Source organism: Fructobacillus tropaeoli (genome assembly GCF_016860625.1).
Lineage (GTDB): Bacteria > Bacillota > Bacilli > Lactobacillales > Lactobacillaceae > Fructobacillus > Fructobacillus tropaeoli.
This window is the reverse complement of record NZ_BOJU01000002.1, coordinates 297,911-321,845: the sequence shown is the minus strand read 5'-3', so window position 1 is coordinate 321,845 and position 23,935 is coordinate 297,911. Positions and strand designations below refer to the sequence as shown.

Annotated in this window: 22 protein-coding genes; 21 read left to right on the top strand and 1 reads right to left on the bottom strand. The window is 45.1% G+C overall.

Annotation, left to right across the window (positions count from 1 at the left end):
* The first annotated feature begins 41 nt into the window (after positions 1-41).
* The 21 genes from rsmH (at position 42) to cls (ending at position 23,026) form a co-directional block, all read left to right on the top strand.
* Positions 42-995, top strand: a complete 954-nt coding sequence (gene rsmH / locus FT12353_RS03520) for a 16S rRNA (cytosine(1402)-N(4))-methyltransferase RsmH (protein ID WP_059393231.1) — start codon at positions 42-44, stop codon at positions 993-995.
* A gap of 62 nt (positions 996-1,057) precedes the next feature.
* On the top strand, positions 1,058-1,435 hold the full coding sequence (locus tag FT12353_RS03515; protein WP_059393230.1) for a hypothetical protein: 378 nt from the start codon (positions 1,058-1,060) through the stop codon (positions 1,433-1,435).
* Between the two features lie 4 nt (positions 1,436-1,439).
* Entirely contained in the window at positions 1,440-3,584 is a 2,145-nt protein-coding gene (locus FT12353_RS03510; RefSeq protein ID WP_059393229.1) for a peptidoglycan D,D-transpeptidase FtsI family protein, read from the top strand.
* Positions 3,584-4,543, top strand: a complete 960-nt coding sequence (gene mraY, locus FT12353_RS03505; protein ID WP_168778516.1) for a phospho-N-acetylmuramoyl-pentapeptide-transferase — start codon at positions 3,584-3,586, stop codon at positions 4,541-4,543. Before FT12353_RS03510 ends, mraY begins: the two co-directional genes overlap by 1 nt.
* 78 nt (positions 4,544-4,621) lie before the next feature.
* On the top strand, positions 4,622-5,977 hold the full coding sequence (gene murD, locus FT12353_RS03500) for a UDP-N-acetylmuramoyl-L-alanine--D-glutamate ligase (RefSeq protein ID WP_203618472.1): 1,356 nt from the start codon (positions 4,622-4,624) through the stop codon (positions 5,975-5,977).
* Positions 5,978-5,988: 11 nt separating this feature from the next.
* Positions 5,989-7,089, top strand: coding sequence for an undecaprenyldiphospho-muramoylpentapeptide beta-N-acetylglucosaminyltransferase (gene murG / locus FT12353_RS03495; protein WP_059393226.1), 1,101 nt, complete (start codon positions 5,989-5,991; stop codon positions 7,087-7,089).
* An 11-nt stretch (positions 7,090-7,100) separates the two neighbouring features.
* Complete coding sequence (locus tag FT12353_RS03490; RefSeq protein ID WP_203618470.1) at positions 7,101-7,805, top strand: cell division protein FtsQ; 705 nt, start codon at positions 7,101-7,103, stop codon at positions 7,803-7,805.
* Between the two features lie 112 nt (positions 7,806-7,917).
* Positions 7,918-9,270, top strand: coding sequence for a cell division protein FtsA (gene ftsA, locus FT12353_RS03485; RefSeq protein ID WP_059393225.1), 1,353 nt, complete (start codon positions 7,918-7,920; stop codon positions 9,268-9,270).
* Between the two features lie 24 nt (positions 9,271-9,294).
* On the top strand, positions 9,295-10,551 hold the full coding sequence (gene ftsZ / locus FT12353_RS03480; protein WP_047974353.1) for a cell division protein FtsZ: 1,257 nt from the start codon (positions 9,295-9,297) through the stop codon (positions 10,549-10,551).
* A gap of 13 nt (positions 10,552-10,564) precedes the next feature.
* Complete coding sequence (locus FT12353_RS03475; RefSeq protein ID WP_047974354.1) at positions 10,565-11,005, top strand: cell division protein SepF; 441 nt, start codon at positions 10,565-10,567, stop codon at positions 11,003-11,005.
* A 5-nt stretch (positions 11,006-11,010) separates the two neighbouring features.
* Positions 11,011-11,265, top strand: coding sequence for a YggT family protein (locus FT12353_RS03470; protein ID WP_047974355.1), 255 nt, complete (start codon positions 11,011-11,013; stop codon positions 11,263-11,265).
* On the top strand, positions 11,266-12,060 hold the full coding sequence (locus FT12353_RS03465) for a YlmH family RNA-binding protein (protein WP_059393223.1): 795 nt from the start codon (positions 11,266-11,268) through the stop codon (positions 12,058-12,060). It begins immediately after the preceding gene.
* Between the two features lie 27 nt (positions 12,061-12,087).
* On the top strand, positions 12,088-12,870 hold the full coding sequence (locus FT12353_RS03460) for a DivIVA domain-containing protein (RefSeq protein ID WP_059393222.1): 783 nt from the start codon (positions 12,088-12,090) through the stop codon (positions 12,868-12,870).
* Positions 12,871-13,141: 271 nt separating this feature from the next.
* Positions 13,142-15,940, top strand: a complete 2,799-nt coding sequence (gene ileS / locus FT12353_RS03455) for an isoleucine--tRNA ligase (protein WP_059393221.1) — start codon at positions 13,142-13,144, stop codon at positions 15,938-15,940.
* A 105-nt stretch (positions 15,941-16,045) separates the two neighbouring features.
* Entirely contained in the window at positions 16,046-16,504 is a 459-nt protein-coding gene (gene rpsP / locus FT12353_RS03450; protein ID WP_059393220.1) for a 30S ribosomal protein S16, read from the top strand.
* A 90-nt stretch (positions 16,505-16,594) separates the two neighbouring features.
* On the top strand, positions 16,595-17,122 hold the full coding sequence (gene rimM / locus FT12353_RS03445; protein ID WP_059393219.1) for a ribosome maturation factor RimM: 528 nt from the start codon (positions 16,595-16,597) through the stop codon (positions 17,120-17,122).
* The gene (trmD, locus tag FT12353_RS03440; protein WP_059393323.1) at positions 17,112-17,855 is read left to right on the top strand and encodes a tRNA (guanosine(37)-N1)-methyltransferase TrmD; all 744 of its coding nucleotides are present in this window, start codon (positions 17,112-17,114) and stop codon (positions 17,853-17,855) included. Before rimM ends, trmD begins: the two co-directional genes overlap by 11 nt.
* Before the next feature lie 51 nt (positions 17,856-17,906).
* Entirely contained in the window at positions 17,907-18,863 is a 957-nt protein-coding gene (rnz, locus tag FT12353_RS03435) for a ribonuclease Z (RefSeq protein WP_059393218.1), read from the top strand.
* Positions 18,850-20,940 (top strand): single-stranded-DNA-specific exonuclease RecJ, encoded by a 2,091-nt coding sequence (gene recJ / locus FT12353_RS03430; RefSeq protein WP_203618468.1) that lies wholly within the window; start codon positions 18,850-18,852, stop codon positions 20,938-20,940. The genes rnz and recJ overlap by 14 nt, the downstream gene beginning before the upstream one ends.
* A gap of 24 nt (positions 20,941-20,964) precedes the next feature.
* Complete coding sequence (locus FT12353_RS03425; protein WP_203618460.1) at positions 20,965-21,498, top strand: adenine phosphoribosyltransferase; 534 nt, start codon at positions 20,965-20,967, stop codon at positions 21,496-21,498.
* A 55-nt stretch (positions 21,499-21,553) separates the two neighbouring features.
* A complete protein-coding gene (gene cls, locus FT12353_RS03420) occupies positions 21,554-23,026 on the top strand; it encodes a cardiolipin synthase (protein ID WP_059393216.1) in 1,473 nt (490 codons plus the stop codon).
* Between the two features lie 98 nt (positions 23,027-23,124).
* Here the strand turns inward: cls and FT12353_RS03415 are convergent, their stop codons facing one another.
* On the bottom strand, positions 23,125-23,811 hold the full coding sequence (locus FT12353_RS03415) for an SAM-dependent methyltransferase (RefSeq protein ID WP_203618451.1): 687 nt from the start codon (positions 23,809-23,811) through the stop codon (positions 23,125-23,127).
* Positions 23,812-23,935 lie beyond the last annotated feature (124 nt).

Below are 23,935 nucleotides of genomic sequence, written 5' to 3'. Positions count from 1 at the left end.
GACTGATGGATGAGAAAAGTGTTAAACAGGAGGACAATAAAATGGCATTTGAACACGTAACGGTCCTCCAAAAAGAGGCGGTTGCATTGCTGGCGGTCAAGCCAGACGGCATTTACGTCGATGCGACTTTGGGGGGCGGGGGCCACACTGGCGAAATTCTTAAGGAATTGACCACTGGGACCCTTTATTCCTTTGACCAAGATCAGACCGCTATCTTACATAATCAAAAGCAGTACGAGCAAGAAATTGCTGCTGGTAAATTAGTTTTGGTCTTCCAGAACTTCCGCACATTGAAGCAAAGCCTAAATGACCTTGGTGTTTACCAAGTTGATGGTGTTTTGTATGATTTGGGCGTGTCATCCGTTCAGTTTGATCAAGGCGATCGAGGATTTTCTTATAACCACGATGCGCCATTGGATATGCGCATGGATCGTCGCCAGGACTTAACGGCAAAGGTCATTGTCAATGACTGGCCATTTTCTGATTTGGTCCGAGTGTTGACTCGTTATGGAGAAGACCGCTTTGGTAAGGCTATCGCTCGTAAGATTGAACAGGCGCGGGCAGTCAAGCCAATTGAAACCACCTTTGACCTGGTTGAAATCATTAAAGAAGCAATTCCAGCACCAGCTAGGCGCCATGGGGGTCATCCGGCAAAGCGGACCTTCCAGGCTCTGAGAGTGGCCGTTAACGACGAATTAGGAGCTTTAGAGGATTCACTAACGCAAGCTTTAGACCTTTTGGCTGTTCAAGGACGGATTTCAGCAATTTCATTCCAGTCCCAAGAAGATCGCTTGATTAAGCAGATGTTTCGTGAAAAGGCAGCCACACCTGATTTACCACGTGGCTTGCCACTCTTGCCTGAACAAATGCAAGCAGATTATGAATTATTAACACGTAAGGCGATTAAGCCAAGTGAAGAAGAGCAAGCAGAAAATCATCGGTCTGCTTCGGCACAATTAAGAGGCATTGTCCGGTTGAAGCGGGAAGATTCTTAACGCTTTCAGCAGGTAATGTGATGATTTTTGTTTGAAAAAGATACTAGTAAAGGAGTTCAAAAATGGCACAAAACGCTTATCGTTACCAAGATTTGGCGACTGCTTTACCTGAGCAGCCTACCACACCGTCTGCCAAGAAAGTTCGGACCAAAAAGCGCTACCAGGCAGCTGTCTGGACGAAACGCGAGCGTGGCTTGGTTATTTTTATGGCCGCTATTGTATTACTGTTGATGATGGGAACAGTGGCAACAACTGTGACCATGCAACGAGTTGATGCTCAAAATGAACAGATCTCCCAGAAGGTGACCAATGTGAAAGAGGAAAATGACTCTTATCGTGGTGACATTCAATCAAAAACGAATCGTGACAACTTGGAAAAGGTTGCCCAATCAGCTAATATGGAACAGAGTACTAACAACGTTCGGAATGTAAACCAGTAAGCAGATGAAGCAGAAGAAAAGACGACAACTCGGGAAAAAAATAACACGGAACGGTAAGCGTTTCGGTGCCCTCCTCTTTGTGGGGGCTTTCTTTGTTATTTTAATCATGGGTGGTCGTCTTTTTCAGATTGCTGGTTTTAAGGTAGTCAACAACCATAACTTAACCGCTGCCACTCGACTAACCTTTATGCAAAAGGAAACAGTGCCGGCTACTCGTGGGCAAATTTTGGATTCGGATGGTCAAGTTCTTGCGGACAACTCAACGGTTTATGATATGTATGCCGTTTTGGATAAAAAGCAAGTAACGAAGACAGGCAAGCCTGACTACGTGGTTGATAAGAAGGATGCCGCGCAGAAACTGAGTGGCATTCTTGGTATCAGCTATGATGACTTATATGCTCAGTTGACCTCTAACAAGCTTCAGGTCGAATTTGGTCCGAAGGCAAAAAACTTAAGTGTCGATACTTACAATAAGATTAAGGCCTTAAATTTGACGGGCATTAAGTTTAATTCCCAGCCATCCCGTTATTATCCGAATAACCGGATGGCCTCACATATTATTGGTCTAACAAATTCAACGCAGAACTCTGCCGGTCAGCGAACACTTGGCGGTATTTTAGGCATTGAAGCCTTTAAAAACAGTACCTTACGTGGTAAGGATGGTATTCAGACTTCTCTTGGAAATCAGAATGAGACTTCTAAAAAGAATCAGGTTGAAAATGGCAATAACGTGACCTTAACGTTGAATGAAAAGTTGCAAGCAACGCTTGAAAACCGGATGGATGTCCTTTTCGCTGGTACAAAAGCAAAATCAGCAGTCGCCGTTTTGATGGAAGCGAAAACAGGTAAGATTGTGGCTGCTACGCAACGGCCAAATTTTGATCCAAATACACAAGACGGACTTTCATCCGCTTGGGAAAACCTGATTAATCAAGGTTCCTTTGAGCCAGGTTCAACCATGAAGACCATTACATTGGCAGCCGCTATTCAAGAAGGCAAGTGGCATCCAAATGCTACTTACCAATCTGGAACTTACGATATTAACGGCCAGAAGGTTGTCGATGCTTTTGGTAACGGTGAGGGTATTCTAACTTATCGCCAGGCCTATGAGCGATCATCAAACGTTGGTTTTGCTCACCTTGAACAAGCTCTTGGTGCAAGTACCTGGGAATCTTATATCAACAAGTTCCGTTTCCTAAAGAAGACCGGAATGGATTTACCCAACGAAGAATCCGGATCGATGTCCTTTGAACAGCCAATTGATCAGGCCAACACTGCATATGGCCAGGCTATTCGGGTAACCCCTGCTCAGCTACTTCAAGCATATACGGCCATTGCCAACGGGGGTAAGGAAATCAAACCTTACCTGGTTGACCGAGTGACAAATCCGGAGACGGGGAAAGTTGTTTACCAGGGCAAGACCACTCAGGTCGCCAATCCAATTTCGGCCAGTACAGCTAAGCAAGTTTTGTCTTTGATGGCTGGAGTTGTGAACGCCGATGATGGAACGGCTAAACAATATAGTTTAGCTGATGTTGGCTACCAGGTCGCTGCTAAGACTGGAACTGCGCAGATTTCCGAGAATGGAAAGTACCTGGATGGGTTAACAAATGATATTCATTCGGTGATGGCAATTGTGCCGGAGCAAAATCCAAAGTATATTATGTATATAGCAGTTCGCCAGCCGCAGGTTTTCCCAGACGCCAATATTCAAATTACATTGAATAATGTCTTTCGACCAGTGATACTTCAGGCCCTAAACGATGGGGATGATAGTGTTAAGTCGAAGACCAATCAGGTGACAGTGCCAGACGTGAAGGGCTTATCGATTAGTCAAGCGGAGCAGACACTGCAAAATGCAGGGCTGTCTGTAACAACTTTGGGCTCAAGTGGCACCATTTCGGCGCAATCAATCAAGGGCAATCAGGATGCTATTAAGGGGCAACGCGTCTTCTTGACAGCAAGTGGTTCAGTCACTGTTCCTGATTTTAGTTCTTGGACCAAAAACGATGTTTTGACTTGGGGCTACTTAGCAAAGGTCAAGATGTCCTTAACTGGGTCTGGTTATGGCGAAAAGCAAAGCGTGACGGCCGGCACAGCGGTAACCGGTCAAAGTAAAATTAGCGTCAACTTTAAGGAGAGAACGTAATGTCAGTTGTACTAGAATTCCTCTTAGGAATGGCTATCACAGCACTTTTGATGCCGATGGTGATCAAAAAATTGAAGCAAAGTAAGGAACAGGCCGTGATTCGGGTCTTGGGTCCAGATCACCAGCAAAAAGCCGGTACGCCCTCATTGGGAGGGGCCGTTTTCGTCTTGGTGGCAATCGTCGTTGCTTTTTGTTTGCCAAGAACTTATGAAAATTCAACCGCCTTCACAACGGTTTTGACCCTTTCAGTAGCGATTGGTTCATTTGCCTTGATTGGTGCAGTCGATGATGTTTTGAAGCTACTGAAACATGCCGATGATGGCTTTGCTTTTAAGCCAAAATTAGCAGCACAAACGCTATCGGCCGTTGTCGTAATGTTTTTGCTTTGGGCCTTAAAGGTGCCAGCCATCATTAATTTGCCGGTTGTTGGTGTCGTTTATCTGGGCTATTTCTATGTCATCTTTATCTGGTTCTGGTTAGTTGGTTGGTCAAACGCTACTAACCTGACTGATGGCCTCGACGGTCTTCTGGGTGGGTTAGCCGTGATTGCCTATGGTGCCTACGCCGTCATGGCCTATTGGGCCGCCAACTGGGCGATGGTTTCCTTTAACCTGGTGTTGATTGGTGCCTTAGCCGGCTTCTTGATTTTCAATTTACCAAAGGCCAAGATTTTTATGGGCGATACGGGTTCTCTTGCTTTGGGAGCTGGTCTGGCAGTTGAATCCATTTTGTTGCACGCCGTCATTTCACTGTTAATTATTGGACTAGTCTTTGTGATTGAAACTTTGTCCGTCATTATTCAGACATTTTCTTATCACTTCTTCCATAAACGAGTTTTCCCAATGGCACCGATTCACCATTCTTTTGAAAAGTTTGGTTGGTCAGAGTGGCAGATTGACATCGCCTTTTGGTCAGTTGGGTTGGTCCTAGCCATTTTGGCCGTTTTCATCTTTTATTAGAAACTTAAAAGTGGTTGGCTATGTCAACCACTGTACATAAAAAATCAGCACTGTGTGTGTCAGAAAAAGGAGTAGGGTATGGCAGAGTTAGATTTTAAAAATAAAAAGGTATTAGTGTTAGGTTGGGCTAAATCAGGGAAGGCTGCTGCCAAACGACTGGTTGAACTTGGCGCACAGGTCACGGTTGCTAATCGCGACCAAATTGAGGAAGATGCTGATGTCAAAGCCTTGAAGGCTGCTGGCGTTTCTTTTGCTGAAAACGACCAAGCAGAATCTTTGGCAGAGGATACTGATTTTGTCGTTAAAAATCCGGGTATTCATTACGAACAACCATTGTTGGAAAAGGCGGAGCGGTTGAAGATTCCAATTCTGACGGAAGTAGCCGTTGCCTTGTCGACTTTCACTGGCCGTTTGATTGTTGTTACTGGTTCAAATGGGAAGACGACAACGACAACACTTTTGGGGAAGATGTTGCAAGCGGATCCAAAGCAGGGGAAGGTCGTTGTCGCTGGTAATATTGGAACGCCGGTTTGTCAAGTTGTGGGTGCGATGACGAAGGATGATACGCTGGTCTTAGAATTGTCTTCTTTCCAACTAGTTGGGATTCCAATGATTCAGCCTGATATTGCCGTGATTACCAATGTCTTTGCCAATCATATGGACTTTCATCACACGCGAACGGCCTACTTAGCGGCTAAGATTCATGTCACAGAAGACCAACGCCCTGATCAAGTGCTGATTTTAAATGGCCAGGGACTAGATACACCATTAATTGAAAGTAAGACTGCTGCCCAGGTATTGCTCTTTGATGATCAAGACCAAGCAGCCTATGCCCACCAAAGTGGCGATGACTTGGTTTTTGCAGGACAAACACTAATGCCTTTCAAAGACGTTAAGCTTGTTGGTCAACCTAACTTGGAAAATGTTTTGGCGGCAACGGCGGCGGCAACGGTTGCAGGTGCCGACCCAGCAGGCATCATTGATGTCTTGAAAACCTTTTCGGGTGTGAAGCACCGGTTGGAATTTTTGTTTAAAAACCAGGAAGTCCTATATTATAACGATTCAAAGGCAACTGATATTGAAGCAACGCAAGCGGCCTTGTCGGCCTTTAACCAACCAGTTGTTTGGTTGGCTGGTGGCTTAGACCGTGGAGATGACTTATCTCGCTTGGCCCCAGATTTAAAGCATGTTCGTCAGGTGATTGCCTTTGGTGAAACGCACGATAAGGTCAAGGCTTTGGCTGAATCCTTGAATTTACCGGTTACGGTTGTGAAATCAGTTGAAGAAGCGGCACCATTGGCTGTCCAAATGGCAAAACCTGGAGAGATCGTTCTTTTTTCACCAGCAGCCGCTTCTTGGGATCAATATCCTAATTTTGAGATTCGTGGGGATGCCTACGAACAAGCCTTAAAAAATAGTTTGCAGATTGGGTAAGGAGAGCAAAAATGAAAGTAGTGTTATCAGGTGGTGGAACGGGTGGCCATATTTATCCGGCCTTAGCTTTGGCCAAAATCATAGAGGAAAAGGAACCGGAAGCAGAATTTTTGTATATTGGTTCTTTCCGTGGAGTTGAGAAGCAAATCGTGCCGAAGACGAACTTGCCCTTTATGCAATTGGATGTCCAAGGTTTTTCACGTTCGCTCTCGTTAACCAACTTTAAGACGATTTATTTATTTTTGAAGGCAACTGCTGCTGCCAAGAAAATTTTAAAAAATTTTCAGCCCGACGTCGTTGTCGGAACTGGTGGTTATGTTTCTGGCGCTGTTTTGTATGCCGCACAACAAATGGGCATCCCAACGGTTATTCATGAGCAAAATTCAGTTGCTGGTGTGACCAATAAGTTTTTGGCTAAAAATGCAACAAAAATTGGCTTGGGCTTTGAAGCAGCCAAGGACCAGTTCCCAGCCGATAAGACGGAAGTGATTGGTAATCCAAGAGCCCAGGAAGTAGCGAACCTCCAGTCTGATTTTTCATGGACGAGCTATGGGTTAGAAGATGACAAAAAGACGTTGTTGATTTTTGGTGGGTCACAAGGTGCACCGGCCATTAACCTGGCAACTCTTGATGCTATTTCAACATTCAATGACCGTCCTTACCAGGTTGTTTTGGTGGCAGGACCAAAGCGAATCGATAACTTTAACCGCTTGTTACAAGAACGTGGTCTAACACTTGGCGACCATATTAAGGTCTTGCCTTATATTGATAACATGCCGGCTGTGATGAAAAAGGCAGATGTTTTGGTATCCCGAGCAGGGGCAACATCAATTGCTGAATTAACGGCCCTTGGTCTGCCAGCCATTTTGGTGCCATCACCATTTGTGACGGGTGACCACCAAACTAAAAACGCGAGTGCCTTGGTGGAAGCGGGTGCTGCTTTGTCGATTAAGGAACCTGATTTTAATGGCGAATCCTTGGTGAAGGCCGCGGATGCTTTGCTATTAAATGACCAACAGGCAGAAGCCATGAAGGCTCAATCGGCAGCAGTTGGAATCACCGATGCCGGCGATCGGTTCTACCGCTTGATCAAATCAGTCATCAAAGACTAGGAGTAATTGCCTTGCAAAGAATTAAAATGACAATGCGGATGCATCCCAAATGGACCAGTGCCGTCGTGGCCCTGGCTTTTTTGGCAACAATCGCAACCATTTTAGTGATTTGGCAACCGTGGGTGAAAATTACGACTGTTAATGTTGGTGCGGGGAATATTCCATCTGAGACAATTGAAAAAGAAGTGGGGATTAAGCCGGGCGATTACCGTTACCAAGTTTTCTTTCAAGAAACTTTTTTAGAACAAAAGCTAAAAAGAAGTAACGATAAAATTTCGCAGGTGAAAATTTCATTAACGAAGAGTACTGTTTCAATTGAAGCAGGTGAGAAAATCAATGCTGGTTTTCTAAAGAAGGGTGACCAATGGTACCAACTTGATTCGGCCGGAAATCAGAGCAAAATCAACCAAGTCGATGGCCAGGGACCTGTTTATACTGGTTTTTCCTCTGTGACACGAATTAAAAAGGTTGCTAGGGCAGTTTCTTCTTTGGACAAACCAATACGTCAGGATATCGGTGAGATTAAATTTGTACCAGACACGAACAATAGCGATAAACTAGTATTGTCAATGAACGATGGTAATACAGTTTATGCCAGCCAGAATACATTGGCCGATAAAATGCGCTATTATGCTGGGATTGTGGCGCAAATGTCTTCGACTGGGGTTGTTGATTTGCAGTATGGATCATACTCATATCCGTATAACGGTTCATAACGGAAAAACTTGCTCATAAATTGGCTCTAAGCCCTACCAGACTAAGGTAGAATATGATAAGATTATTTTTAGGTTTAGTTTCTAAATTTTTATTAAAAAAGGGGAAATTTGCATGACCCAAGATGGCGTGATAGTTGGATTAGATATCGGGACAACCATGGTCAAAGTGGTCGTTGCCCAAAGCGAAAATGGTCGCTTCAACGTCATTGCTACGGGCAGTGCCCCTGGTGCTGGTTTACGCCGTGGCGTGATTGTTGACATCAACCAAACGGCTGAGGCCATTTCACAAGCAGTCTCACAGGCTGCCGCAAAGGCAAATATTGAGATTAACGAGGTGGTTGTTGGTTTACCAGCTAACCATGTGGATATCCAAACGGTGACCGGCCTTGTTTCGATTGAAAATCAAAATAAACAAATTACAAACCAAGATGTTGTCAATGTGACACACCAGGCCCTCGATTCGCTTTCAGTTCAAGACCAAACGGTTGTTGAATTCTTACCGAACGAATTTATTGTTGATGGTTTTGATGGTATTAAGGACCCAACCGATATGATTGGTGTTCGCTTAGAGGTCCAAGGGTTAGCTTATTTGGCACCAAGTAAAGTCGTTGATACGATGAAAACCGCTGTCAAGAAGGCTGGCCTACAAATGCAGTCGCTGGTGTTAGCGCCAATTGCTTTGGCACCAGCTTTTCTAAATGATGCTGAACAGGACTTTGGTGCTATTCTAATTGACTTAGCCGGTGGTCAGTCAACTGCTTCTGTCGTCCATGATCACAAGGTAAAGTATATGACCGTGGACTACGAGGGTGGTATCCAGGTGACTAAGGACATCTCGACTGTTCTTGGTATTAGTGTGGATGAGGCTGAATCTGTTAAGAAAAAGTACGGGTCAGCCGACCCTTACCAGGCATCGGCTAAGCAGCAATTTTATGTGAATGCCGTAGGCTTAACAGAGAAAAAGGCGGTTGACGAGCAGTATTTGTCTGAAATTATGGCAGCGCGCTACGACCAAATTTTTGATCGTTTAGACCAGCAATTACAAGCCATTGGTGCTGAAGAACTACCTGGTGGTTTTCTCATTACTGGCGGAAACGCAGCAACACCTGGGGTCCTTGCTAAGGCTCAAGAACATTTTGGTTCGAATGTTCAGGTTGCACAGCCAACACAAATTGGCTTGCGCCATCCTAGCTTTGCCCGCGCGCTTGCCTATGCCTCTCATCAGGCTTTCCAAAGTAACTTAGCCTTGGAAATCAAGGCGGTGCTGATGGGACAGCAGGTTGAAGAAGCAGCAAAGGACCAAGCTAGTCATTATCACTTGGTTGACGATGGTGAGACCGATGTAATTGAAGCACAAGGCGAGGAAGGGGTTTACCTCGATCCAGCTGAAAAGAAACCAGGAGTATTTTCACGAGTAAAGTCGACGCTCGCCTCCTTGTTTGCAGAACCAGACGACAACGAATAAAACATTCCCAAAGGAGTAACTTTCATGGATTTTACAATCGACGAAACGCAGGATCAAGCCGGCGCTATCATCAAGGTCATTGGTGTTGGTGGTGGTGGATCTAATGCGGTCAACCATATGATTGACGAAGGCATCCAAGGGGTTGACTTTATTGTTGCCAATACTGATGTCCAGGCCTTAGATAAATCAAAGGCTCGTCAAAAGGTTCAAATTGGACCTAAATTAACAGGTGGACTTGGTGCCGGCTCAAACCCTGAGCGTGGTGCTAAGGCAGCTGAAGAATCTGAAGAAGAAATTAAATCAGCCTTAGAGGGCGCCGATATGGTTGTTGTGACAGCCGGAATGGGTGGTGGAACCGGAAATGGTGCTGCTCCAATCGTCGCTAAGGCAGCTAAAGAAATGGGGGCCTTGACGGTCGCTGTTGTTACTCGTCCTTTCTCATGGGAAGGGCCAAAGCGGTCAAAGTATGCGGTTGAAGGGTTACAAGCCTTGTCCGAATCCGTTGATTCTTTGATTGTGATCACGAACGAAAAGCTGAAGGACCGTATCGACTTGAAGACACCACTGTCTGAAGCCTTTAAGATTGTCGATGACGTCGTTGCTCAGGGCGTTCGTGGTATTTCAGAATTGATTACCAATCCTGGTTTCATTAACTTGGATTTTGCCGATGTGAAAACAGTTATGCAAAATGCCGGTCCAGCTTTGATGGGTGTTGGGGTTGCCAACGGTGAATCACGTGCAAGTGATGCAACCAAGGCAGCCATTTCCTCACCATTGCTTGAAGTGGATATGTCTGGTGCTGAAGATGTCTTGTTGAACATCACTGGTGGTCCTGATTTGTCACTGTATGAAGCGCAGACTGCTGCTGATGTGATTAACCAAGAGGCTGGCCGCGATGTGAACGTGATCTTCGGAACCTCTGTGGACGAAGATTTGGGCGATTCAATTCGAATCACGGTGATTGCTACCGGCTTACAGGCTGGCGGTGTTCAACCTCTAAAGCGTTCCGTTCAACAAGAAAAGCCAGCAAACGAGTCAGCTCAAAATGGTCTTTTTGCTCGAACTGGTCAAGACCAGTCTTTAAATCAGAACGTGCCTGGTAAGGATGATCCTTTTGAGAATTGGGATATCACGACTAGCAAAAGGCCAAGTAACCAAACTGGTCAATTCGATGGTGTTCAAAAGAAAGCTTTTGATCCCGTTGAGCCAGTTAACCAAAGTATTGATTTAGACTTGTCAAACGAAGATGATGATAAGCCACCATTCTTCAAGAAACGATAAGGAGGATTGAGCGATGGCATTTGATGGGATTAAGCGTCTTTTTTCGGGCGATGATGATTACTATGAAGAAGAGGGCTACGAAGAGGCTCCTGAGCAACAACCTGTTCAAAAGCAAAAGCCTGCAGCAAACAAGCAGATGACTGCTTTTAAAAATCAGGGTCAAGCTGGAGCTGCTGGGGTAGCGCAAGGTCGTATTGCTCTTTTTGAACCAAAGGTTTACGCTGATTCACGAGCAATCGCCAGTCAAGTGATTGAAGGTGACGCTGTGATTGTTAACTTTTCCCAGTTGGAAGAGGAACAAGCGATGCGAATCTTAGACTATATCGGCGGAGCTGTCTATGCTGTTTCGGGTTCGATGGAACGAGTTGGTGAGAAAATTTTCTTGTTGACACCATCAACATATGAAGTAGCAGGCTCCATGAGTGAAAACCTTGATAATCAAGGTCGGTATTAATATTTATGTTTGGACTACTACTAGTCACGATTATTGCGTGGCTGCTTAAGATTTATTCTTATGCACTGATTGTCTATGTTTTGATGTCATGGTTTCCTGGTGCTTATAACACCTGGTTTGGCCGTGAATTAGGCAAGATTGTGACCCCTTATTTGTCCTGGTTCTCTTTTATCAAGCCAATTGGTATCTTAGATCTACGACCATTAATCGCCTTTATCGTCTTGGATTTGGCGCAATACGCCTTGGCATGGTTCTTTTAAATGAGTAATCAACAGGCCATTGCCCAGCACTTTCACGAAAGTGAGGGCGATTTTGTGAAGCAAGCCCTCGACTGGGTAAATCAGGCAGAAATCGACTATCGATTGGTTTTAACTAAGTTTTTAAACCCACGCCAGCGCTATATTGTGCAAACGCTAGTGAACCAGCGTTCAGGCCTAAAAATGGTGGAAGACGGCATTTTTGACCAAGCTGAATCGAAACGGGTTGTGATCGCACCTGATTTTTATGAGATTAAGGAAAGTGATTTTCAACTGGTCTTGTTAGAATTGTCCTTTCCGGTCAAGTTCGTCAGTTTGCGTCACAAGGACATCTTAGGTGCATTGGTGCATACGGGGCTTGACCGGTCAGGCTTTGGCGATATTGTTGTTAAGGAAGATGAGGGACTGGTTCAATTAGCGGTTGATCAGCCATTAGTCGAATTTATTCGTCAAGAGATTGGTCGCATTGGCAAGGTTAGGACTGACTGGCAAGAAATTAGCTTCGACCGTGCTTTTCAAAAGGAAGAAGATGGAAAAGACCAATTCTTGTTGGTCAACTCATTGCGCCTTGATGTGGTTGTAGCAGCGGCATTCAACCTTGCGCGTGCAAAGGCACAAGATTTAGTTACCAGTGGCTCTGTGCAAGTTAATTGGACTGTTAGTGACCAGGTAGACCGGCAAATTTCTCTAAAAGATGTGATTTCAGTGAGAAAATATGGAAGAATTTGCTTAGAAAGCTTGTCAGGGCAGAGCAAAAAGGATAAAATCAAAGCAGTTTTTAATATTATTCATCGATGAGATGAATTCGGGAGGCAGAGAGATAAGATGGCATTAACACCAGATGAGATTTTAAACCATGAATTCACCCGAAAGGGCTCACGGGCATATGTGGCGCGCGAAGTTGATTCTTTCTTGGATGAAGTCAATAATGATTATCGTACTTTATTGGCTGATTTTGAGAAATTACAACAACAAAACCGTCAGCAACAAAACCGTATTGATGAGCTTGAGGGTGAACGTGATCAAGTGAATGAATCAATCATGTTTGCCCAAAGCGCTGCCTCACGTTTGCGCTCTGAGACGGAATCTGAAGTAAAGTCACAATTGACCCACGCCCAAGATGAAGCTAAGCAAATTGTTGATGATGCCCGTCAAAAAGCTGAAGCTGAATCCGCCCGTTTGGCTCAAGAAAATGTTGATTTGATTGACGAGCAAAATCGCTTGCGCCAGCGAGTTGATAGTTTCCGCCAATCATTCTTGTCATTGATTGACCAACAAAAGGCTTTGCTTGAGCAGGGGCAATTGTCACAGGCAGTTAATAAGTTGCCTGCTTCTGAATTGTCGGAAAAGGTTTTGGGTGAAACGAACCATTGGTTGAAGCCTGCTTCGGAAGCATCAGTACCGGCACCAACGGATGCTGCTAGTCAAGATGGTACTGAAGAAAAGCCGTTGCCAACCGATATTAAAGAAGTTCCAAGTTTTGCTAAGGGCCCAATCGAACCTAGTGAAGGGGAAGAAAAGCCTGCTGAAAGTGAAACGGTTGAGGTTGAAGCGGAAGTTGCAGATCCAACGGTGGTCGTTTTCCCTGAAAATGGACAACCAAAGTAAAAATGATTGATTAACGGTGTAAGCCAGTTTAAAAAAGTTGATAGTGTTAGCGAGCCATGTCCGGTGTAAGATGGTCATTCCCTCAGCTTTTTTACATCCCTTACCCTTCATCAAACTGAACTAAGAGTAAGTTTGACGGCTTGGCCCGTTATCGCCAGTTAGAGCGTTGACCATTGGTCAGCGGAAGATAGGTGGTACCACGTAAAAAACGTCCTGTTGTCCCAAATTTTGGGGCACAGGACGTTTTTTCGTTTATTGAAAGGAGTCTCTTATGAAGTATAAAGACACATTGAATTTAGGAAAAACAGCATTTCCGATGCGAGGCTCTTTGCCAACAACGGAGCCAGAACGGCAACAAGGTTGGTACGATGACAACCTCTATGAACAACGACTGGCGCAAAACGAGCAAAAGCCACACTTTAACTTGCACGATGGCCCTCCCTATGCCAATGGAAACATTCATTTGGGTCACGCTTTGAACAAGATTACCAAGGATATTATTGTCCGTTACAAGAACATGAATGGCTATTATGCGCCTTATGTTCCTGGATGGGATACGCACGGTTTGCCAATTGAACAACAGCTAACAAAGGCTGGTCACGACCGGAAGTCAATGCCAAAGAGCGAATGGCGTAACTTGGCCAAGGATTTTGCCCTGGAACAAGTTGATAAGCAACGCAATGACTTTAAGCGTTTGGGGATTATGGCCGATTGGGATCACCCATACATTACTTTGCAACCTGAATTCGAAGCTGCACAATTGCGTGTCTTTGGTACGATGGCCAAGAAGGGTTACATCTTCCAGGGTGCTAAGCCAGTTTACTGGTCATGGTCATCTGAATCAGCTTTGGCGGAAGCCGAAATTGAATACCATGACATCAAGTCAACTTCATTGTTCTATGCCAACCGTGTCAAGGATGGCAAGGGTATTTTGGATGGTGATACTTACTTGGTCGTTTGGACCACGACGCCATTTACGGTTACCGCTTCACGTGGAATTACCTTAGGTCCTGATTTTGACTATGTTTTGGTGAAGCCAGCTGGTCAAGATAAGAAGTATGTTGTGGCTAAGGAATTGCTGGAAACGGTTGCGCCAAAGTTTGGTTGGGAAAATTACGAAGTCTTGGATTCATATAAGGGCCAAGACTTGGATAAGATTACGGCTTACCATCCATGGGATGCCGATGCCGAAGAAGTGGTTATGAATGCGGACCACGTTACTTTGGATTCCGGAACTGGTTTGGTCCACACGGCTCCTGGCTTTGGTGAAGACGATTACAACGTTTCAAAGCAATATGGCTTAGAGGTTGTTGTGACCGTTGATGAAAAAGGAAATATGACCAAGAATGCGGGTCCTGATTTTGAAGGTCGGTTCTATGATGATGTTACCGGAACGGTTATCACGAAGTTGACGGATGCCGGGTTGTTCTTGGCGAAGGAAAAGATTACCCACTCATACCCATTTGACTGGCGAACAAAGAAGCCAATTATTTGGCGAGCTGTGCCACAATGGTTTGCTTCAATTGACAACTTCCGTCAGGACATTTTGGATCAAATTGATGGGGTTAACTTCTTTCCAGCATGGGGTCAAAAGCGCTTGCACAACATGATTGCCGGTCGTGGCGATTGGGTTATTTCGCGTCAACGTGTTTGGGGCGTGCCATTGCCAATCTTCTATGCAGAAGATGGAACAGCCATTTTGGATGCTGACATTATTGAACATGTTGCCCAATTGGTTGAAAAGCACGGTTCAAACGTTTGGTTTGAACGTGAAGCCAAGGACCTCTTGCCAGAAGGTTATACAAACGAGCATTCACCAAACGGCCAATTCAAGAAGGAAGAGGACATCATGGATGTTTGGTTCGATTCCGGTTCTTCTTGGAATGGGGTGATGCGTCAACGCCCTCAATTGGATTACCCTGCTGATTTGTATTTGGAAGGTTCTGACCAGTACCGTGGTTGGTTTAACTCTTCATTGATTACTTCTGTGGCAGTAACGGGCCAGGCACCTTACAAGAACTTGCTATCACAAGGCTTTACTTTGGATGGTAAGGGTAACAAGATGTCCAAGTCATTGGGAAACACGATTTCACCATTGGATGTTGGTAACAAGTTTGGTGTTGAAATTTTGCGTTTGTGGACTATCTCAGTTGATACGTCCCAAGATATGCCAGTTTCAGATGAAATTTTGAAGCAAGTTGCTGATTCTTACCGCAAAATCCGTAATACCATGCGTTTCTTGTTGGCCAACACATCTGACTTTGATTACGATACTGATAAGGTTGCCTTCGCAGACCGTGCCGCTCATGACCAATATGCAACGGTCTTGTTGAACAACTTGGTCGCTGATTTGAAGGATAGTTATGACAACTATCGTCTCAATGAAATCTATTCACGTTTGATTAACTTTATTAACGTGGACTTGTCTGCTTTCTATTTGGATGTTGCCAAGGACGTTGTTTATGTCGAAGCACCTGATTCTGCTTTGCGTCGTTCAATGCAATCAGTCTTCTACGAAATTTTGACGGCCTTAACGAAGTTGATGCTGCCAGTTTTGCCACACACGGCTGAAGAAATCTGGTCATATATTCCACATACCAACACGAAGTACGCTTACTTGCAAGACATGCCAACTGTAGAGGACTTGCCAGAAACTGCTGACATGATGGTTAAGTGGGAAACGGTCTTTGCATTGCGTTCAGCAGCCAACAAGGCAATCGAAGCCGCTCGAACGGATGGCTTGGTCGGTAAGAACGCCGAAGCAGCCATGACGTTGTACTTGACGGCTGATCAGAAGAGCGTTTTGTCTGAGTTGAACTTAGACTTGCGTTTGATTTTGATGGTCTCACAATTGGACTTGAAGGATCGCGAAGACGCAACAGATGCTGTGCCAAGCTTTGATGACGTTCCTGTTTTAGTTGAAAAGGCCCGCGGTGGTTTGTCACCGCGTGACCGTCGCTATCACGAAGACTTGGGAGCCGATGAGGCCTTCCCAGAATTGTCAAAGGCTGAAGCTGCATTGGTTCGCAAGTATTATCCAGCTGCTTTAGCAGAAGGCTTTGAAGCTTAAAAATCAGTTATCTTGTTTTAAAAAACGATGTCAAGTAAAAACACTTGACATCGTTTTTGATATTTGGCATAATAGACAAGTAAAGAAATACGGAGGAATTACATTATGGCAGTTAAAATTCGCTTGAAGCGGATGGGTGCTAAGAAGCGTCCATTCTACCGCGTTGTTATCGCTGACTCACGTTCACCACGTGATGGTCGTTTTATCGAAACAGTGGGAACTTATAACCCAATCGCTGTTCCAGCAGAAGTAAAGTTGGACGAAGCTAAGATTTTGGCTTGGTTGGCAAATGGTGCACAACCATCTGACACAGCTCGTAACTTGTTGTCAAAGGCTGGCATCATGGCTAAGTATGCTGAACAAAAGGCTGCTGCAGCTTCTGAAAAGCCTGCCAAGGCAAAGAAGTCAGCTGCTGCTAAGCCAGCAGTTAAGGAAGAAGCAGCTGCTTCTTCTGAAAAGCCAACGGCTAAGAACAAGGTTGCCGAAATCAAGGCATACTTGGACGCCCAAGGTATTGACTACCCAGCATCAGCTAAGAAGGCTGACTTGTTGGAATTGGTTTAAGACAAACTGGTTTATAAAGTGGAAACTACCAAAGTTCATTTGGTAGTTTTTTTCTTTTTGAACAAGCTAAGATAAGCTATAATAGAGAGTATGGAAACAAAAAATTACTTTAAAATTGGAACGATTGTCAATACACATGGCATTCGTGGTGAGTTGAAAATCAAAGCCATTACGGACTTTGCTGATGACCGCTTTCAAAAGGGGCAAGCGATTTACCGTTTGGACAAGGGGCAATACGTCAAGGAAACGATTGCAAAGGCTCGTGTTCATAAGGGCATGTGGCTGGTCACTTTTGATGGTGTTGATAATATTAACCAGGTTGAAATCTTTAAGGGTCAGGATGTCTTCGTTGATGAAGAAGATCGCGATGACCTTGATGATGGGGAATATTACTACAACGAAATCATTGGCTGCACCGTTGTCGACTTAGACGGGCAGACTTTGGGCGAAATCAAAGAAATTATGACAACTGGTGCCAACGACGTTTGGATTATGAAGCGTCCCAAGGGCAAAGATGGCTTAATTCCAGTCATCGATGATGTCGTAAAAGAGGTCAATGTGGCTGATAAGGTGATTACCATTGATGTCTTGGAAGGGCTATTTGACGATGAAGATTGATGTTTTAAGCCTTTTTCCAGACATGTTTGCACCAATGCGTCAGTCAATTATCGGTAAAGCGATTGATCGTGGTGACCTTGACTTTGCCGTGACTGATTTTCGTGACTACACAACCAACAAGCATAACAATGTTGATGACTATCCCTTCGGTGGTGGGGCTGGCATGTTGCTCACGCCCCAACCGATTTTTGATGCCTTAGAGGCTGTCAAGGAAAATAGCCCTGAAAAAAGTGCGGGGCATGTCATCTTGTTAGATCCGGCTGGTAAGAAGTTTGACCACACGGACGCAAAACGATTGGCAAACTATGACCATCTGACTTTTATTGCCGGTCATTATGAGGGCTATGATGAGCGGATTAAGACCTTAGTAGACGAAGAACTTTCACTGGGTGATTATGTTTTAACTGGTGGAGAGCTGGCCTCGATGGTTATGATTGATGCAACGGTTCGCTTTTTGCCTCATGTTTTGGGCAATGCTGAATCGGCAGAAGGTGATTCCTTTGCTGATGGCTTGCTGGAATACCCACAATACACGCGACCAGCAGACTTTCGTGGCCTAACCGTGCCAGAAGTCTTAACTTCTGGAAACCACGGTAAAATCGCTGAATGGCGGTTAAAAGAAGCGTTAAAAAAGACGTACTTGCGTCGACCTGATTTATTAGAAAATCGGGTATTTACAAATGAAGAACGCGACCTATTGGATGATATTAAGAGTGAATTAGCAGACGATTAATTTGTACTAGTAAACATCGGTAGATCGAAGAGAGAATAAAGGATAAGACCGATGGAACTAGAATTTTTAGGAACCGGCTCGGGCCAACCATCTAAATTTCGCAACGTGGCCAGCATTGCTTTGAAGCTGCTTGATGAGCGCAATGCTGTCTGGCTTTTTGATGTTGGGGAAGCGACCCAGCACCAGATTTTGCAAACCACGATTCGCCCACGGAAGATTGAAAAAATTTTTATTTCCCATTTGCATGGCGACCATATTTTTGGTTTGCCTGGTTTATTGTCCTCGCGGTCTTTCCAGGGCGCTGATAAAAGTGAACCATTGACGATTTATGGCCCTAAGGGCTTGAAGTCATTTGTGCAAACGGCTTTGCGGGTTTCAGACACGCACTTGTCTTACCCGGTCCACTATGTGGAAATTGAGGTTGGGACAATCTTTGAAGATGAGACCTTCCGCGTGGTAGCGGCTCCTCTAAAGCATCGGATTGAAGCCTGGGGCTTTCGGGTCGAAGAAAAGGCTCATCCAGGTGAATTACTGATTGATAAGGTGAAGGCTGATCAAATTCCAGCAGGTCCCGTCTATGGCCGCTTGAAGGCCGGAGAAACCGTCACCCTTGATGACGGTCGCGTGGTTAATGGTCAAGATTACCTTGGCCCAGCTCAGCCAGGACGGGTTGTTACCTTTATTTTGGACACCCTTCCAAACGACCAAGCAAAGATTTTGGCGCAAGGCGCAGACGTTTTGGTCCACGAATCGACCTACGGTCAAAGTAAGGAAGAAAGTAAATTAGCACGGGCACATGGACATTCAACCTCCCGTGATGCGGCTCACTTAGCACTGGACAGTCATGTTGGCAAATTAGTCTTGGTCCACATTTCTGCTCGCTACATTGGCCCATTATTAAAGAAGTTCATTAGTGATGTGAAGCATTTGTTCCCAAATACCTATGTTGCCCGTGACTTCGACGTAGTTGATGTCCCATTCAAGAAGGAGCAGCATGGTACCAAGTAATTGGCGGTTGTTAGATCAACCAGATCAAATGAGTAGCCAACGGTTACAGGAACAATTACATTTAAATCCAGTTACAGCAGGTTTTTTGGTGCAAAACGGCATCAAGGATGTGAAAGAGGCGCAGGCCTTTTTGCATCCTGATTTTCAAAGTATTCATGATCCAAGCGAATTTTTCGATATGGAAAAGGCAGTAGATCGGATTCAAGAAGCGGTGTTTACTGCCGAACCAATTTTGGTTTACGGTGACTATGATGTCGACGGTATCACGAGTACCGCGATTATGGTGGAAACGCTGACCTCGCTTGGTGCCGAGGTGACGCCCTATATTCCAAACCGCTTTGAAGACGGTTATGGACCCAATTTAACGACTTACCAACGCTTAGTTGAAGAAACCGGTGCCAGTTTGATTATCACCGTTGATAACGGTGTCAGTGGCCATGAAGCGATTGCTTGGGCGCAAGGTGCTGGCGTTGACGTGGTTGTAACTGACCACCATGCTTTACCGGAGACTCTGCCCGATGCTTATGCCATCATCCACCCACGCCATCCAGAGGGAAGCTATCCTTTTTCTGATTTATCAGGAGCGGGGGTTGCTTTTAAGGTTGCTCAGGCAATCTTAGCCGATGGACAACCGGCCGAATCATTGGAAGATTTACCAGTGGAATTCTTGGACTTGGTTGCCATGGGGGCAGTGGCCGATGTGGTTTCTTTGACCGATGAAAACCGGGCCTTTGTGACCTGGGGTCTCAAACAGATTGAGGAAAATCCCAGACCTGGTTTGGCAGCCCTGTTAAAGAGCGCCAAGCATGCCAAGGGTCAAGCAGTTTTGGCCGAGACAATCGGTTTTAAAATTGCGCCGCGGTTAAATGCAATTGGTCGGCTGGCTGATGGTCAGCTAGGCTTAGAACTCTTGTTAACGAAGGACCTAGACCGGGCCAAGGCGATTGCTAAGGAAGTGGAACAGCTCAACGATGATCGTCGGACCTTAGTGGACACCGTTTTTGACGAGGCAAAAGAGCAAGCATTAGACTCAAAAAATCAGGAGACTAACATCTTACTGATTGCGGGTCAAGATTGGCACCAAGGTATTCTTGGCATTGTTGCTGCCCGCTTGACCGAATTGGTGAAAAAGCCCGTGGTGGTTCTTTCGCTTGTTGATGGTGTCTATAAGGGATCTGGCCGGTCCTTTGGGGACTTTGATTTGCACGCCTTCTTGCAGGCCTATGCTGACCATTTCACTAGCTTTGGTGGTCATGCCGGCGCCTTAGGGGTCAGTATGACACCGGATGAATTGGTGGTGGTCCAAAAATTGGTTCAACAAGATGGGGCTAACCTGCAATTTGCCGATCAAAAGTTGGCCGTTAACTTGGTTGTGCAGCCACGGATTTTGACGCCTGATTTTTACCAGCAATTAGCCTTGTTGGAACCATTTGGCCAGGGCAACCCACAGCCGGTCATTGCTGTTGAGGATGTGCCACTAGAATCGGTTCAATCGATGGGGGCGCTGAATCAGCACCTAAAGCTTAATATTCGTGGCGGGCGGGGCTTTGTCGAGGCCTTGGCCTTTAACCAACCTGATTTGGTAAAAGAAGCCCAAGAAAAAACGCAGGCGACACTAGCAGGTAAGGTTGGGGTGAACACCTTTGCCGGCAAAACTAGGCTGCAATTAATGCTGGAAGATTTGTCCTTTGTCGAAGTAGAGCAAAATCAGCCTACGTCAATGGAGCCAGTCGTTCGTCAGGTTAAAAAGCAAGTGGTCCAAACGGCACAGACTGCACAAGCTGCGGTTAAAAATTCATCCACAACATTGGCGCAGGCAATCGGTCAAACGAGTAGCCAAGACTTTGCCAGATTATATAAATATTTGTATGGACACCAAAATTTGGACATTATCGGGCATTTGGAAGCTGTATTATCCGAACTTTCAATGCAAGAAAAGCAATTTAAATTAATGATTCAGGTCTTTTTGGACCTCGGTTTTGTTAAAATGAATGCAGGGACCATTTTGTGTTTACCAAGTACCAGTAAAAAGCCCTTGGCAAACTCTGTCACATACCAGCGGTATTTTGCCGGTTAATGAACCCGGCTTGAGGAAATAAAAATGAGTAAAATTGATTTACATGATTATGTTGCCACAGTGGAAGATTATCCAGAACCTGGTGTTTTTTTCCGTGATATCTCACCATTGATGGGGGATGGGCCAGCCTATAAGCAAGCGATTGACCAAATCGTTGACTTTGCCAAAGACTTAGATGTCGACTTGATTGCTGGGCCAGAATCACGTGGCTTCATTGTTGGTTCGCCATTAGCCTATGCCATGGGCATTGGTTTTGTGCCAGCGCGTAAGTCTGGTAAGTTACCCCGTAAGGCTGTTTCAGCTTCTTACACATTGGAGTATGGCGGTGTCAATGAGTTGGAAATTCATGAGGATGCCATTCAACCTGGTCAACGGGTCTTGATTGTCGATGACCTTTTGGCAACTGGTGGCACCATCAATGCTACCCGCAAGATTGTGGAAGAATTAGGTGGTGTGGTGGCCGGAGTAGCCTTTATTATTGAATTAGAGGACCTCCACGGTCGAGAGAAGATTATGGAAGCCGGCGAAGTACCGTTTGTTGCTTTGATGGAATACTAAGGACTAGCACCTGGTACAAAACCGGACTTTCACAGGGTGAAATAAAGGGAAGCAGATGCTAACAACACTAGTAGTACTTTTAATTATTAACACGACCGTGGCCGTTATCACGGTTTTTCGTGAGCCACGAGATATCGCCGCTACTTGGGCGTGGATCTTAGTGCTGATTTTAATTCCAGTCCTTGGTTTTATTATTTACTCTTTTGCGGGTCGGAAGCTGTCACAGCGCCGACTTTTTGCCTATCAAGGGCAAGATACTTCGGCGATGAATGAGAAAATCGCCGATTTGATTCAAGAAGCTGATGAACGCGGTAAAAGGGAAGGACTTGTGACACGTGTGAACGAAACGCAAGCTTCCTTAGTTCAGGCTCGTTCTTTGGTCACGCTGTTTCAAAATATTAACCAGACGTCCTTGGCAACAAAAAATCAGGTTAAAGTCTTTACTTCGGGTGTGGATTTTTTTGGCCGCTTAAAAGAGGATCTGAAGCAAGCACAGGAAAGTATTAATCTTGAGTTTTATACTTTTTATAGTGATCAGTTGGGACATGAAATCAGAGACATTTTAGTCGAGCGGGCTCAAGCAGGCGTTGAGGTGCACGTCATTTACGATGCCTTGGGTTCCTTTGGAACAACCAAGCGGTTCTTTGCACCGTTACGAGATGCTGGCGGTTACGCTACGCCATTCTTGAAGCGGCGACTGACGCTGGTTGATTTTCAGTTAAACTTCCGTGATCACCGTAAAATCGTGGTGATTGATGGTCAAATTGGCTATGTTGGTGGTTTTAATATTGGCGACCAGTACCTTGGCCGGGATAAGAAATTTGGTCATTGGCGCGATACGCACTTGCGAATGACGGGTTCTGGCGTCTACTCACTTCAAGCTCATTTTCTGTTGGATTGGAACGCTTCTGAACCCAAGAGACCGATGGCGGTGACGTCAGACCGTTACTTTCCACCATTGCAATTGGCGTTGCAGGGTAAATCGAATTTACAGATTGTTACTTCTGGTCCTGAAACGGATGACGAACAGATTAAGATGGGCTATATCCGCTTAATTCAATTGGCCAAAAAGCGCTGTTGGATTCAAACGCCCTATTTAATTCCGGATGATTCAACTTTTGATGCTTTGCGAATTGCCGCTAATTCGGGCGTTGATGTTCGGATTATGGTGCCTTGCATGCCTGACCATGCCTTTGTCTATCGAGCCACTCAGTATTACGCTGCGCAGTTAGCCAAGTATGGAATTAAGATTTATTATTATCAAAATGGTTTCTTGCACGCCAAGACGATGGTAGTCGATGATCATTTGGCTTCTGTTGGTTCGGCTAATTTGGATTTTCGCTCTTTTAAGCTAAATTTTGAAGTGAATGCCTTTCTATACGATTCTGACTTAGCTCATCATCTTGCCCATGTTTTTAAGCAGGATTTAACTGTTTCCAGTGAGCAGACGGTGACTAGCTTTGCCCAACAGGGCCGTTGGCTGGTCTTTAAACAGTATGTCGCTAGGTTACTAGCACCAATTTTATAAAAATCAGATTGGCCGTCTCTAAAATTAGGTCGATAAAAAAAGAAGGCGAGAGCCTTCTTTTTTTGTTAGAATCAATCAAACTTTATCTTGCTTGACTATCAATGCACCAGATAAACGGCATCTTGAATCATGTCAAAGGCTCGGTAATGCTGATTTAAAACATCATTCAATTCCAAATCAGCCTCCTGCCAGAATTGCTTTGAATTGGTGGCACCATTTTTTTCACCAATGACAATTAAGTGAAAAGGTTGGGATTGGCTCCGAAGGTATTGTAAAATTTGCCAGTCATCGTCGCTAGTATCTGGTGCCCAAGCCATCACAAAAATTGGTTGAGAATTTGGATCATCGGCTTTGCGTAAGCTCTCTTTTACAGCCGTAAGGGCAGCTTGTTTGCTAACGGTTGTCCAGGGGACAGGACGTTCATTATCTTGTCCACTCCAATCAAGGTTATCGACGGCTTTCACAACATGTCCTTGTGCTTCTAGTGCAGCGGATAGTGCGGCATTACCGGCCATTAGCTCAACAATCGGTCTGGGGCCGGCGAAGCGGGCTAAATCCTTGACCCAATCTGTGTTTGGTAAAAACCAGAGCCCGTAGTTGACAATCAGTGTTTCTCTTAGCTCTGCTAATGCATCATCGAGGAGGAGTCGTTCTGGATGGCGACTTAAGGATTTGACATCTTCTAGTAGGTTGGGGAGACGGTGAAGTGGTAGCTGTTGGTGATCGAGGGCAGCAAGAGTTTGAATCACCATATCGATTTTGGCTAGTGACTGTGGATCGGTCATGTATTGTTCTTTTAAATTAAGTAGTTTTTCTCGACTAAGCATAAAGAGTCCTTAAGATTGGGTAAAAACGTGTCTGGCGGCGTTTTCTCTTGTGTTTTTCTTTGGTACAGTGTTAGTGAAATGT

Coding starts and splice junctions, on each gene's coding strand:
- FT12353_RS03425 (WP_203618460.1), top strand. CDS start 20,965: ATGAGTAAAATTGATTTACATGATTATGTTGCCACAGTGGAAGATTAT.
- FT12353_RS03460 (WP_059393222.1), top strand. CDS start 12,088: ATGGCATTAACACCAGATGAGATTTTAAACCATGAATTCACCCGAAAG.
- mraY (WP_168778516.1), top strand. CDS start 3,584: ATGTCAGTTGTACTAGAATTCCTCTTAGGAATGGCTATCACAGCACTT.
- FT12353_RS03465 (WP_059393223.1), top strand. CDS start 11,266: ATGAGTAATCAACAGGCCATTGCCCAGCACTTTCACGAAAGTGAGGGC.
- ftsA (WP_059393225.1), top strand. CDS start 7,918: ATGACCCAAGATGGCGTGATAGTTGGATTAGATATCGGGACAACCATG.
- FT12353_RS03415 (WP_203618451.1), bottom strand. CDS start 23,811: ATGACCGATCCACAGTCACTAGCCAAAATCGATATGGTGATTCAAACT.
- FT12353_RS03470 (WP_047974355.1), top strand. CDS start 11,011: ATGTTTGGACTACTACTAGTCACGATTATTGCGTGGCTGCTTAAGATT.
- cls (WP_059393216.1), top strand. CDS start 21,554: ATGCTAACAACACTAGTAGTACTTTTAATTATTAACACGACCGTGGCC.
- murG (WP_059393226.1), top strand. CDS start 5,989: ATGAAAGTAGTGTTATCAGGTGGTGGAACGGGTGGCCATATTTATCCG.
- FT12353_RS03510 (WP_059393229.1), top strand. CDS start 1,440: ATGAAGCAGAAGAAAAGACGACAACTCGGGAAAAAAATAACACGGAAC.
- FT12353_RS03475 (WP_047974354.1), top strand. CDS start 10,565: ATGGCATTTGATGGGATTAAGCGTCTTTTTTCGGGCGATGATGATTAC.
- rnz (WP_059393218.1), top strand. CDS start 17,907: ATGGAACTAGAATTTTTAGGAACCGGCTCGGGCCAACCATCTAAATTT.
- ileS (WP_059393221.1), top strand. CDS start 13,142: ATGAAGTATAAAGACACATTGAATTTAGGAAAAACAGCATTTCCGATG.
- ftsZ (WP_047974353.1), top strand. CDS start 9,295: ATGGATTTTACAATCGACGAAACGCAGGATCAAGCCGGCGCTATCATC.
- rimM (WP_059393219.1), top strand. CDS start 16,595: ATGGAAACAAAAAATTACTTTAAAATTGGAACGATTGTCAATACACAT.
- murD (WP_203618472.1), top strand. CDS start 4,622: ATGGCAGAGTTAGATTTTAAAAATAAAAAGGTATTAGTGTTAGGTTGG.
- FT12353_RS03515 (WP_059393230.1), top strand. CDS start 1,058: ATGGCACAAAACGCTTATCGTTACCAAGATTTGGCGACTGCTTTACCT.
- rsmH (WP_059393231.1), top strand. CDS start 42: ATGGCATTTGAACACGTAACGGTCCTCCAAAAAGAGGCGGTTGCATTG.
- rpsP (WP_059393220.1), top strand. CDS start 16,046: ATGGCAGTTAAAATTCGCTTGAAGCGGATGGGTGCTAAGAAGCGTCCA.
- trmD (WP_059393323.1), top strand. CDS start 17,112: ATGAAGATTGATGTTTTAAGCCTTTTTCCAGACATGTTTGCACCAATG.
- recJ (WP_203618468.1), top strand. CDS start 18,850: ATGGTACCAAGTAATTGGCGGTTGTTAGATCAACCAGATCAAATGAGT.